The 11,535-nt window shown below is 67.5% G+C and carries 15 protein-coding genes and 1 tRNA gene; 5 read left to right on the plus strand and 11 right to left on the minus strand.

Translation table 11 applies throughout. The features are described 5' to 3' along the window. Positions 1–21: 21 nt before the first annotated feature. From VG502_RS18605 to VG502_RS18635, 7 genes are all read right to left on the minus strand, one after another. Positions 22–534, minus strand: a complete 513-nt coding sequence (locus VG502_RS18605; protein ID WP_325551587.1) for a GNAT family N-acetyltransferase — start codon at positions 532–534, stop codon at positions 22–24. A gap of 137 nt (positions 535–671) precedes the next feature. Beyond that, positions 672–1,070 carry a (deoxy)nucleoside triphosphate pyrophosphohydrolase gene (locus tag VG502_RS18610; RefSeq protein WP_325551589.1) on the minus strand — a complete coding sequence of 133 codons (399 nt, stop codon included), beginning with the start codon at positions 1,068–1,070 and terminating at the stop codon, positions 672–674. A gap of 137 nt (positions 1,071–1,207) precedes the next feature. After that, positions 1,208–1,280, minus strand: a tRNA-Arg gene (locus VG502_RS18615). A gap of 129 nt (positions 1,281–1,409) precedes the next feature. Further along, positions 1,410–2,279: an SMP-30/gluconolactonase/LRE family protein gene (locus tag VG502_RS18620; RefSeq protein ID WP_325551591.1), complete on the minus strand. Its 870-nt coding sequence runs from the start codon at positions 2,277–2,279 to the stop codon at positions 1,410–1,412. A 62-nt stretch (positions 2,280–2,341) separates the two neighbouring features. Beyond that, positions 2,342–2,917 (minus strand): peptide deformylase, encoded by a 576-nt coding sequence (gene def, locus VG502_RS18625; protein ID WP_325551593.1) that lies wholly within the window; start codon positions 2,915–2,917, stop codon positions 2,342–2,344. Positions 2,918–3,022: 105 nt separating this feature from the next. Further along, on the minus strand, positions 3,023–3,862 hold the full coding sequence (locus VG502_RS18630) for a PH domain-containing protein (protein WP_325551594.1): 840 nt from the start codon (positions 3,860–3,862) through the stop codon (positions 3,023–3,025). A 13-nt stretch (positions 3,863–3,875) separates the two neighbouring features. Continuing rightward, a complete protein-coding gene (locus VG502_RS18635) occupies positions 3,876–4,049 on the minus strand; it encodes a hypothetical protein (RefSeq protein WP_325551595.1) in 174 nt (57 codons plus the stop codon). Between the two features lie 233 nt (positions 4,050–4,282). Between VG502_RS18635 and VG502_RS18640 the strand changes: the two genes are divergently transcribed. From VG502_RS18640 to VG502_RS18650, 3 genes are all read left to right on the plus strand, one after another. Further along, a complete protein-coding gene (locus tag VG502_RS18640) occupies positions 4,283–5,260 on the plus strand; it encodes a small ribosomal subunit Rsm22 family protein (RefSeq protein ID WP_325551596.1) in 978 nt (325 codons plus the stop codon). A 151-nt stretch (positions 5,261–5,411) separates the two neighbouring features. Beyond that, positions 5,412–5,987, plus strand: coding sequence for a helix-turn-helix domain-containing protein (locus tag VG502_RS18645; RefSeq protein ID WP_325551597.1), 576 nt, complete (start codon positions 5,412–5,414; stop codon positions 5,985–5,987). Continuing rightward, positions 5,984–7,234 carry an MFS transporter gene (locus tag VG502_RS18650; RefSeq protein ID WP_325551598.1) on the plus strand — a complete coding sequence of 417 codons (1,251 nt, stop codon included), beginning with the start codon at positions 5,984–5,986 and terminating at the stop codon, positions 7,232–7,234. Before VG502_RS18645 ends, VG502_RS18650 begins: the two co-directional genes overlap by 4 nt. A 1-nt stretch (position 7,235) precedes the next feature. On the opposite strand, the gene upp is transcribed toward VG502_RS18650, so the two are convergent. Continuing rightward, a complete protein-coding gene (gene upp / locus VG502_RS18655; protein ID WP_325551599.1) occupies positions 7,236–7,874 on the minus strand; it encodes a uracil phosphoribosyltransferase in 639 nt (212 codons plus the stop codon). Between the two features lie 16 nt (positions 7,875–7,890). On the opposite strand from upp, the gene VG502_RS18660 reads away from it, so the two are divergent. Beyond that, a complete protein-coding gene (locus VG502_RS18660) occupies positions 7,891–8,373 on the plus strand; it encodes a nucleoside deaminase (RefSeq protein ID WP_325551600.1) in 483 nt (160 codons plus the stop codon). A gap of 10 nt (positions 8,374–8,383) precedes the next feature. Here the strand turns inward: VG502_RS18660 and VG502_RS18665 are convergent, their stop codons facing one another. From VG502_RS18665 to VG502_RS18675, 3 genes are read right to left on the minus strand one after another with little or no spacing between them, the layout of a single operon-like run. Next, on the minus strand, positions 8,384–8,542 hold the full coding sequence (locus VG502_RS18665) for a hypothetical protein (RefSeq protein ID WP_325551602.1): 159 nt from the start codon (positions 8,540–8,542) through the stop codon (positions 8,384–8,386). Positions 8,543–8,600: 58 nt separating this feature from the next. Then, complete coding sequence (locus VG502_RS18670) at positions 8,601–8,978, minus strand: nucleoside triphosphate pyrophosphohydrolase family protein (protein WP_325551604.1); 378 nt, start codon at positions 8,976–8,978, stop codon at positions 8,601–8,603. A 48-nt stretch (positions 8,979–9,026) separates the two neighbouring features. Then, positions 9,027–9,725 (minus strand): class I SAM-dependent methyltransferase, encoded by a 699-nt coding sequence (locus VG502_RS18675; protein WP_325551605.1) that lies wholly within the window; start codon positions 9,723–9,725, stop codon positions 9,027–9,029. Positions 9,726–9,853: 128 nt separating this feature from the next. Here VG502_RS18675 and VG502_RS18680 point away from each other — a divergent pair, with 128 nt between their 5' ends. Next, entirely contained in the window at positions 9,854–11,530 is a 1,677-nt protein-coding gene (locus VG502_RS18680) for a peptide-N4-asparagine amidase (protein WP_325551606.1), read from the plus strand. Positions 11,531–11,535: the final 5 nt, after the last annotated feature.

Here is an 11,535-nt window from a genome sequence, read left to right on the forward strand (position 1 = left end):
AGGGGCGTGTCGCCGGGGGCGTCAGCCAGTCAGCCGTTGCTGGAACCAGGCGACGTCCCGGAACTCGCCGAACTTGTGGCCGACCTCCTCGAACACACCGACCTGGCGGAAGCCGCACCGCAGGTGCAGCCGCGCCGAGGCTTCGTTCGGCTGGGTCACGCCTGCGACGGCCAGGTGCACGTCCTCGGTCCGCAGTGTCTCGAGCAACGCCAGGTACAGCCGACTACCGAGGCCGCGTCCCGTGTGCTCGGGCGCCAGGTAAACGGTGGTCTCCACGGACGTCGCATAAGCCGCCTTCGGACGGAACGGGCTGCTCGTGGCGTAGCCGAGCACCTGACCGTCGTCCTCGGCCACCAACAACCGATGCGGACCGTGCGCCGGGTGCGCGTCGAGCCACGGCCGCCGCTGCTCGATGGTGAACGGTTCGACGTCGAATGTGATCGGCGTGTTCACGATGTAGTGGTTGTAGATCCGGGTCAGCTCCTCGAGGTCGCCCTCGTGGCCCGCCCGGATCCGCTCGACCGGGGAACTCATCCACCGACGATATCGCCGCTGAGTTACGGCGATGTTTCACAAGTGGCCACGGCCAATTCGTTGCGGCAGCGCTGGATTCGGTCGACCGGGGAGGTGGCAATGCTTTCGGAGACGAGATCCACGGTGCGGTCTCGGGCCTACTCGGCCAGCACTTGCATGATGCGTTCGACCGCCGGGATGTCGGCCGGCGCCCACTCGACGCTCTGCAGCTCTCGCACCGGAATCCACCGCAGCTCGGCGTGCTCGGTGGCCCGCGGCTCACCGGCGTCCAGGGTGGCGAAGTATGTCGTCAGCGTGACGATGCCGAAGTCGTATTCGTACGAGGTCGTCTCGACGTGGTCACCGATCGTAGCCGTGCACAGGAGTTCCTCGTCCAGCTCGCGCGCCAGGGCCTCCTGCGGCGATTCACCGGCCTCGATCTTGCCGCCCGGGAACTCCCAGTGTCCGGCGAGCGCCATCGTCGGCCCGCGCTGCGCGGCCAACACCGTGCCGTCACGCACCAGGACGGCACCGACGACATCGATCTGCTTGGTCATGAGTGCCTTCCCTGAAGCGACCCGGTGCCGGCAGCTTAGGGGCACCGACCGACGGGACAGGTGGGTGGTGCGGACATGAGAAAGCCCCGGCGAGCGTTTCCGCTTGCCGGGGCCCTGCACCGTCTCAACTCAGTACGTGCACCCGTAGGGATTCGAACCCCAAACCTTCTGATCCGTAGTCAGATGCTCTATCCGTTGAGCTACGGGTGCGTGCCGCGCGGTTACCGCGCAACGCTGAGACACTCTACCCGAGCAATCGCCCAGGTGTGAAATCGGGATGGATGGGCCTCGATACGCCCTCCTCCGCCTCGCTCCTCCGGGCTACTCGACCCGCTGGAACTACGCTCCGAAGGGTGCCACCGGCAGGCCGCCGACGCCCGGCTCGACCGCGAAAACCGCTCCGGCGAGCGGTTGTTCGCCCTTCGGCACGTTCTCCCGCGTGGTGGTGATGTAGAGGGTCTGCAGGCGGTCGCCGCCGAAGGTGCACGCCGTGACGTTCGTGACACCCGGGACCTCGACGACCTCGGTGAGCTGACGGTTGACGTAGCGGTGCACGGCCGAGCCGCCATACAACGCGACCCAGACGCCGCCCTCCTGGTCGACCCAGAGCCCGTCGGGGGCGCCCTTCACGTCATCGGGCAGCGTGACCCACGGGCGGCGCTCGGTGAGGCCGGTCTTGGGCTCCCAGTCGAACGCCCAGATGGTGCGCGTCGGGGTGTCGTTCAGGTATGCCGTCGTGCCCTCCGGCGACCAGCCGATGCCGTTGGAGATCGTCAGGTTGTGCAGCACGGGTGACGCCATACCTTCGACGGTGAGCAGGTAGAGCGAGCCGCCGCCCTCGTGCTGGTCGTAGGCCATCGTCCCGCAGTAGAAGTTGCCCATCGGGTCGCAGCCGCCGTCGTTGAACCGCACGGACTCGTCGTCCCAGATCGGCTGCATGACCTGCAGGTCGGACAGGTCGTTGCTGTCGGCGAGCGCGAAGCCGCGCTCCAGTGCGATCACGGCACCACCCGCACCACGTGGGCGTATGGCGGCAGCGACCTTGCCGACGTGGATGCGCTCGACGTCCTCGCCGCGCGCGATCAGCACGTCGCCGGCCATCATGTCGACGTAGCGCAACTCGCCCGGGCCCTCGAGTGACCACTCCGGCCACCAGATCGGACCCTCGGCGTGGAAAGCATGTGGCTTGGCAATGGGTTCGGCGCGCATGCGGCCAAGCCTATGGTCTCGATGGGCCGCTCGTCCCTCGCGGCTGCTCGACCCGCTCGGGGTCAGACCTTCTCGGCTTCCTGGGTCTGTGGGTCCCACTTGGTGATGTGCGCGGCCTCCCAGCCGCGGGCCTTCATCGCGTCACGGGCCTTGCCGCGGTATGTCGGGGTCAGCCTCTCGACATACAGCTTGCCGTCGAGGTGATCGGTCTCGTGCTGCAGGCAGCGGGCCAGCGTGCCGCCGGTGGCCTCGACCACGACCTCGTTGCCGTCCAGATCGGTGCCGGTGACCTTCGCCCAGGTGGAGCGCGGTGTGGGAAACCACTCGCCCGGCACGGACAGGCAGCCCTCGGCGCCGTCATCCGGCGACGGGTCGCCGGGCGGCACGGTGCCCTTCTCGAGCTTCGGATTGATGACCACGCCGCGCTGATCGACGCCGGACTCGTCGGCGCAGTCGTAGACGAAGATGCGCAGTCGCACACCGACCTGATTGGCGGCGAGGCCGGCGCCCTTCGCAGCGTCCAGGGTGTCGAACATGTCCTGCACCAGCGTGCGGATCTCCGGAGTGATCTCCTTGACCTTCTTGGTCGGCTGGTGCAACGCCTTGTGCCCGATGACGGTAATCGGACGGACTGCCATGTAACTCAACTCCTGCCACGGGCTGCGCTGCGAGGGCGGCGCATTGACTCGACCACGCAGGTTATCCGCCCCGCGACCGACGTCGCACCATCGCCCGGCAGACGGTCAGTCGTCGCGCAGGTCGCGCGGCTTGCGCGGCCGCGGCAACGGGACGGGTCGCTCCCACCCGAGATCGCCCTCGTGGCCGAACGCCTGAGGTGGGGGCGGGTCCGTCTTGGCCTTGCGCAGAACGCGCTCGCGCAGGCCGCTGCGCCGCTGGCGTTCCGGGCGGGGAAGGAAGGTCCCGATCGGCCGGACCGGCAGGTTCGTCGGGTCGTCCTCGTATTGGGCGCTCGTGCGGGCGCCGGCCAGCTGTCGGTACAGGAAGGGATCGGTGTCGTCGTCCTGACCCTCCGCGGCATCGGGGTCGTCGTACTCACCCGAGCCGGTGCCGTTGGGGTCGTCCTCGCCGAAGATCTCGCCGACGATTGCCAGATAGGTCCCTTTGGCGTCGCGGATGAAGTCGATGCGGCGCAGCGCCTGCTGCTGGCCGGCGCTCTCCAGGATGAACTGCCCGTAGCCGAGGACCCGTCCCAGCAGGGGCCGGTTGAACGACATGTCGGTCACCTTGGCCAGCGGCATCATGGCGACACGCCGGTTGATCACGCCATACATCATCAGCAGGCGCTTGTCGGTCGCCAGGAACCAGTCGCACCGCCACACCACGATTCGGATCACGGCATTCGCCAGCAGAATGAACCAGAGCTTCCAGGCGAAGTCGGTGAGCACACCGAGTCGGGCGGGAGCGGAGAAGCCGGCGATCAGTGCCAGGAAGAAGCCGGCCACCGCCATCGCGACCGGTTGGCCGACGGTCGCCCAGTGCTGTCGCTGCGCAACGACGATCGTCTCGTCGTCGAGCAGGAAGCGCGCCATCGCGGACTCGGCGCGTGGATCGACATGATCCATCGGGTTGACCGGCCTAGCTGTTCAGGATCTTGTCGAAGAACTTGCCGATCTGCTCCACGCCGTTGCTCAGGATCGACCAGATGCTGTGGACGATGTCGGCCGATTTGCCCGGCGACGTGAAGATCGCGTAGGCGATGAAGGCGATGACCAGCCAGATCACGACTTTGCGGACCTTGTCCAGGGCCATCATTCCTCCGGCGTTCGTAGGGGCTCAGCCCTTGGGCGGGCGGGCGCACGGTCTGGCTTCAAGTGTGACAGATGTGACACCTGTGACTGATGTTGGCGTCCGCCGGTGTGTCGTACGGCGGGCGTCGGCTCCTCACGCTACCGCTTTCGGTCGTCACCCGGTGGCTAGCATGTGTGGTCGCTTCCGCGGCATCTCACCACTTCCCAGCTCATGCCCGACCCGGAGACCGCCCCATGTCGACCACCCCGACGCGCCCGCTCGACCTGCGGTTGCGGGACGCCCTCGATGCTGCCGCAGCCGGCGTGCCACGTGCGCCGCTCGCCGCCTCTGTCGATCGGCTCATCGGTCGCTATCGGGAGGGTGGCGCGGCGTCTGCGCCGATCCTCGGCGGGGCGACCGACGTCATGGCGTACGCGCTCTACCGGATGCCCGCGACTCTCGCGGCCTGCACGAACATGTTGCGGCACAGTGCCTTCCGGTTGCCGGAGATCACCAGCGTGACCGACCTGGGTGGTGGCACAGGTGCGGCCGCGTGGGCGGCGCAGGACCGGTGGCCGGACGCCCGGATCGCCGTGCTCGACCAGGTGGGCGAGGCGTTGCAGCTCGGCCGACAGTTGCGGGCCGCCGAGCGGGGGTCGGTGGAATTCGTGCGCTGGCAGGCAGGTTCACCCGTGCCCGCAGCGGATCTGGTGACAGTGTCGTATGTCCTCTCGGAGCTCGACCCGGCGGCGCAGGACGCATTGGTGCGCGCCGCGATCGGAGCCGCGGTCGGTGCCGTTGCGATCATCGAGCCGGGTACGCCGAGTGGTCACCAGCGGATCCTGGCGGCGCGCCGGGCGCTGCTGGAGGCCGGCTGGCAGGCCGTCGCACCCTGTCCCCATCAGCTCGAGTGCCCTGTGCGACAGCCGGATTGGTGTCACTTCAGCGCACGCGTCGAGCGCTCGTCGGTGCACCGCCAGCTCAAGGGTGGCGAGCTCGGGCACGAGGACGAGAAGTTCTCGTATGTCGTTGCGGTTCCGGGAGGTGTCGACGTTCCGGAGGCCGATGCTGCGCGGGTGCTGCGGCATCCGGTCAAGCGCAAGGGCCTGGTCGAGCTGCAGTTGTGTCGGCCTGATGGGACCGCGAGTCGTGAAGTGGTGACGAAGCGGCAAGGGGCGGCATACAAGCAAGCGCGCGACGTGCGGTGGGGCGACGAGTGGCCACCGCTCTGATCGAGAGGCGTAGTAACTGATTGAGAGGAGTACGAATATCGCTGTTTTTCGTACTCCTGTCGATGCATTTGTACTCCTGTCGATCAGGAAGAAGCGGCACCGCCAAATAACTCTTTGACGGTCGACGCCACCGTGCGCCATACTCCCAAACATGTCTTTGGAGGATGACGCGATCAGTGAGCTGCGCGCCACCGCGCATCCGGTCAGGTTGCGGATGTTGTCGCTGCTCACCGGTGCCGCGCTGAGCGCTGCGGAGTTGGCGCGCGAGCTGGACATCACCCAGGCGAACGCGAGTTATCACCTGCGAACGCTCGCGAAGGCGGGCCAGGTCGAGGTCGCGACCACCGAGAGCGTGCGTGGAGGGCAGGCGAAGAAGTACCGCTACCGCCACCCGGAGGAGCGGGCGCCGGGTCAGCGGCCGCGACGTTCGGTCAGGGTCGCCGACGCCGAGTTCCGGCAGTACCTCGAAGCGCTGCACCACGAGCTCGTACGGCGGGCGGAGCATCGCGTCGACGGTCCGGCGATCAGCAGTGACGCCGAGGTCTGGCTCACCCCCGATGTATGGCGCAGGGCGCGTGACCTGGTGAAGGAGGCATCGATGCTCGTGCACGACGAGGCGCTGCGGCCGCACGCTCCGGGCTCGGTGCACGTCAACTTCCAGACTGAACTCTTCCCGATGCGGGACGAGCGCGACGTGCAGGACGGCGAGCAGGGCGGTGCGCAATGAGCGACCGGTCATCGACGCTGGAAGTGTTGCGCGGCAACGATTTTCGCTGGTTCTTCCTGTCCCGGTCGGTGAACATAGTCGGCAGCATGATGACGCCGGTGACGATCGCGTTCGCCGTGTTGCACATCGACAACTCCTCGGAGTCGCTCGGCATCGTGCTCGCGGCGCAGATGTCGGCCAGCGTGCTGTGTCTGCTCTTCGGTGGGGTCATCGCCGACCGGTTGCCGCGCCGCGCGGTCATGCAGGCCTGCTATCTGGCGATGGCCGTGATCCAACTGACCATGGCCCTGTCATTGCAACAGGAGTGGGCGACGGTCGGTTCGATGATCGTGCTCGCTGCTCTGTCCGGCGGGGTCAGCGCCTTCTCGATGCCGGCGCAGCAGGGCCTCATCCCGCAGCTGGTGCCGAAACACCAATTGCAGCAGGCAGATTCGCTGATGTCGTTCGTGCGCAACGGCGCCACCTTCATCGGCCCGATCCTCGGCACGACGCTCGTCGTGACGACCGGCTCGGCGCTGGCGCTCGCGATCGACGGTGTCACGTTCCTTGCCGCCGCGGCGATGCTGATGAACGTCGCGTTGCCGACGGCGAAGCGCGGGATCCGGACCTCGATCATCGTCGAATTGCGTGACGGTTGGAGCGAATTCACCTCACGCACCTGGCTCTGGGTGATCGTCGCGGCCTTCGGGGTGCTGAACGCCATACACATCGGCGCCTGGGTCGTCGTGGGTCCGGTGGTGGCCAAGAACGACGCGGCGCTCGGCATCCGCGGCTGGGGTCTGGTGGTCGGAGCAGAGGCGGTCGGCATGCTCGTCATGTCGATGATCCTGCTGCGCTGGAAGCTTCGTCACCCGTTGCGAGCGGGCATGCTGGGTATGTCGTGCTTCGCCATACCGTTGCTGATGCTGGGGATTCGCCCGGCGACGTTGCCGATGATGGCGGTCGCGTTCGTCAGCGGCATGGGCACGCAGGTCTTCAGCACCGGCTGGACCGTCGCGATGATGGAGCGCATCCCGACGGAGGTTCTCTCGCGAGTGTCGAGCTACGACATGTTGGGGTCGTTCGTCGCCATACCGATCGGCAGCCTGACCTTCGGGTGGCTGGCGAGCACCATCGATGTCGGCACCCTGCTGGTCGCCGCCGGCTGTCTGTATGTCGCGATCGTCGCGATCACGTTGCTGGTGCCGTCGATTCGCGGCCTCGGTCGAGTGGCCGGCGACGAACCGACCGTCGTCAAGGTCGCGTAGCTCAGACCACGCCGTAGAGCCGGTCGCCGGCGTCGCCCAGGCCGGGCACGATGTAGCCGTTCTCGTTGAGCCGCTCGTCGATCGCGCCGGTCACAAGGGTGATCGGGATGTCCAAGTCGGCCAGGTCCCGCTCGACCGCCTCGATGCCCTCGGGCGCGGACAGCAGGGTGACCGCGGTGATGTCGTCGGCCCCGCGCTCAGCGAGGTAGCGGATGGCCATCGCCAGCGTGCCGCCGGTGGCGAGCATCGGATCCAGCACGTAGCACTGCCGGCCGGACAGGTCGTCCGGCAGCCGGTTGGCGTAGGTGATCGCCTCGAGCGTCTCCTCGTTTCGTTGCATGCCGAGGAAGCCGACCTCGGCGCTCGGCAACAGCCGGACCATGCCCTCGAGCATGCCGAGGCCGGCGCGCAGGATCGGCACGACGAGCGGCTTCGGGGAGGACAGCTTGATGCCCGTGGTCGGGGCGACCGGCGTCTCGATGTGGAACGGCTCGACCCGCACCTCGCGGGTGGCCTCGTAGGCCAGCAGGGTCACCAGCTCCTCGGCGAGGCGCCGGAACGTCGGGCTGTCGGTGCGCTTGTCGCGCAGGTAGGTCAGCTTGTGGGCGATGAGGGGGTGGTTGGCCAGCTCGACACGCATGGCGCAAACTCTAGTCGTGCCCGCGCCCGATGTTTATGACGAATGGATGGCACTGGCCCTGCGCCAAGCCGGTATGGCGCTCACCACCGACGACGTGCCGGTCGGTGCGGTCGTGCTGGACGGTGCGGGGGCCGTCGTCGGTGCGGCACCCAACCGCCGTGTCGCGGACAGCGACCCGCTGGCGCACGCCGAGATCGTCGCGATCCGGTCGGCGGCGGAGACCTTCGGGCACTATCGGCTCGACGACTGCACGATGGTCGTCACGCTGGAGCCGTGCCTGATGTGCGCGGGCGCGATCATGCAGTCACGGATCTCGCACATCGTCTTCGGTGCCTGGGATCCGAAGGCCGGCGCCTGCGGCAGCGCGTGGGACGTCATTGCGGACAACACGAGCCCGCACAAGCCGGACGCGACCGGCGGCATACGGGAGCACGAGTGCGCACAGTTGCTCACCGATTTCTTCCGGGCCCGCCGGCGGGCGAAGCGCTCCGCGGAGTGATCGAGCGCAGTCAGCGCTTCCGGTTGATGGCCTGCATCGCGACGTAGCCGATGCCGAGCACGATGGCGGCGGTGATCGCGAGCCACACGAGCTTGAAGATCGCGGGGACCACGATCAGCAGGATGAGGAGCACGACGACGACCTTCGCCGAGGTGGGCCAGTCACTCATGGGAGCTCCTTGATCAGGGTGGATTCCCAGTCTCGCACAGCGCGGTGCGGGTTATCGGCTAGTTCTGAAAAGCGTTGCTGTCCAACGTGATTGGTGGAGTGGTGGCTGCGTTCGCACGTCGCTTCGCGTGGAACTCCTCCCACGCCAGCCACTTGTCGCGCATGGCGGACTCGACGTCGACGCCCATCCGGTGTGCCACCAGCAGAGCCATCGCCACCACGTCGGCGCACTCGGCGGCGACTGCCTCGTGCTGTTGTTGCTCGGTCAGGTTGCGGTCCCGACCCCGGCCGCTCGCGACCAGCCACGCCTGGCTGAGCTCACCGAGCTCCTCCATCAGCTTCAGCAGCATCCAGTCCGGCGTGCGGTCCACGGCATACACCTCGGCGTATCCCGCAGAGACGTCCTCGAGTCGGCTGGTCCATTCGGCGATGTCCACGCACGCATCCTGTCAGCCGGGTATGACGGCAGGCCCCGGCCGAACCGCTCAGGCCGGTTGCGGCGGACGCTGCGCCAGCACATAGGCGCGCTCGGTCGGGATCTCGACGCCCGGGTGCGGCATACGGGTGGTGACCGACACGATGTCGAGGCCGGCATCGGCGATCTCGTCGATCACCTGGTCCGGCTCGAGGAAGTGTCCGCTGATGTCGACGCTGTGCCCGAACCACGTCTCCAGGTGCTGAGTCTGGCCGGCGGCGAACTCCTCGCTGCGGATGTGGAACGACACCAGCGCGATGCCGCCGGGTCGCAGCGCGCGGAACACCTGGGCGAACGTGCGGGCGCGTTCGGTCGGGCTGAGGTTGATGATCGCGTAGAGCAGCACCGCGCCGCCCAGGCTCTGGTCCAGCTCGGTCAGGTCGGTCATCGACTCCACACGGAACTCGACGCCCGGGTTCTCGGTGCGTGCGATGTCGATCATCGCCGGCGAGATGTCGATGCCGAGCGGTTCGGCGCCGAGCGACTTCAAGTGCTGGGTCACGTGGCCGGGTCCGCAGCCGATGTCGGCGATGCGCCCGCCGTCGCACATCTCCACCACCGCCGCGAGCAGCGCACGATCCAGTGGCTTGCCCGCCAGTTCGTCGCGCATGGCCTCGGCGTACTCCGCAGCCACTGCGTTGTATGCCGCGGCGACCTGACTGTCGCTGTATGCCGTGGTGTCCATTTCGGACGTGGACTCGCTCGTCATACATCTCAATCTAGGTGGTGGCGGTCGCGATGTGACCACTGCGGGCCCGGCGCTCGCGAACGCCCCGGGCGGCGTGAGACCGGACTAGCGTCATTCGGTGGTCCGGTCAGCTCGAGTGAGGAGTCGTGGTGCGTCGTCTGGTGAGCGTTGTGGGAGTGTCCGTCCTGTCCGCTGGTATGGCGCTCGCCGGTGCCACCGGCGCAAGTGCGGCGTCCGGCCGTGCCGCGAGTGGGGTGATCGAATCCTCGGGCGGTGAAACGGTTTCGGCGCAGCCGCCGGTGTCGCGGCCCGAGACGAAGCACTGCACGGTGACGCTCGCCGATCACTTCATGTCGAACGCCGCCGATCTGTCGCCGCAGCTTTACTCCGGCAGCATTCAAGTGCCCGACCAGTGCAAGGGCAAGTGGTCGAAGGTCGTGCTGGACTCGACGACCTCCGTGTCCGGACGGCAGTACGACCGATCGGGGGAGCTCGAGATCGGCGGCGTGCCAGTGTGGTTCGGCACGACACAGGAGCCGAACGGCGCGAAGCCGACGACCTTCTCCTTCAGCAAGGACATCACCGAGTTCAGCGCACTCTTCAAGTCGCCGCAGAAGTTCTCCGGCGGCTACACCAACTACATGTCCGACATCTACACCGGCAACTACGACCAGACGGTGACGATCACCTTCTACCTGGCCGATCGGAACCACCCGGCGCCGGATGTCCCCGACAAGGTCGTCGGGGTGCCCGTCGCCGACCTGACCCCGGACAGCCGCACGGCCTCGGCGACCTTGAGCGACCTCCCGCGCAACATCACCCGCGCCCGGCTCGAGACGACGCTGAAGGGCAACGGCTGCGACGAGCAGTGGTTCACCGCAGTGCCGGACGAGGTCGCCGCGAAGGTCCCGGGTGCCGGGCTGTGTGCAGCCGGTGCCTACCGGGAGGCCGCTGTCACGGTCGACGGCACACGAGCCGGGGCGGTCGGGACGTTCCCGCACATCTACTCCGGCGGCATCGTCCCCACCTTGTGGCGACCGGTCGTCGCGATCAACACGCTCGACATGCGCACCGAGTCGCTGGACCTGACACCGTTCGCCGGGAAGCTCGTGGATGGCAAGGAACACACGATCTCGTTCGGTATCAACCCGATCGGTGACAGGTGGAATGTTCGCGCCACGCTCTTCCTGTGGACCGACCACCACCGCGCGCAGACGTCCGGCGCGTTGACGGAGGACTCGGTGGCCGCCTCGCCGGCGACGTCCACCACCGCTGGCGATCCGGTCGACGGCACCGTGCAGTATGGCGAGACCGCTCAACGCGACGACACGCTCAGCGGGTATGTCGACACTTCCGCCGGACGAGTGGTGACAACCGTGAACACCACTCGGAACTGGTCCAATTCGGGAAGTGTCGGTGACTCCGGCCTTGTTCAGAACATCACGCAGCGCGACGCGATGGCCACCCGGTCGGTCTCCCGCATCGGCAACCGCATCGTGCGCAGCGCGTCGCTGAACGAGTCCTACCCGATCAGCGTCGACTTCTCCGCAGCGGACTACGTCGACGACCAGAACTTCTCGCTCAACGGCACGGTCGACATGACACAACGCGTGTCGAGTCTGGTGAGCGACGGCCGGCAGCTCGTGCGGCGCGGATGGGACTGGAACGTCACGTCATACGGCGTCCTGGCGCGCAAGGACGGCACGACCAGCGAGTCCGACGGGCACTCCACGACAAGCTACGCGGGCACCGACGACCTTGGCCGTCCGTACTGGCACCGGATCACGACCGACCACGGCCAAGTGGTGACCGACAGCCAGCGGTGACGGGA

Origin of the sequence: Flexivirga sp., assembly GCF_035551235.1 — a bacterium.
Taxonomy (GTDB): Bacteria; Actinomycetota; Actinomycetes; order Actinomycetales; family Dermatophilaceae; genus Flexivirga.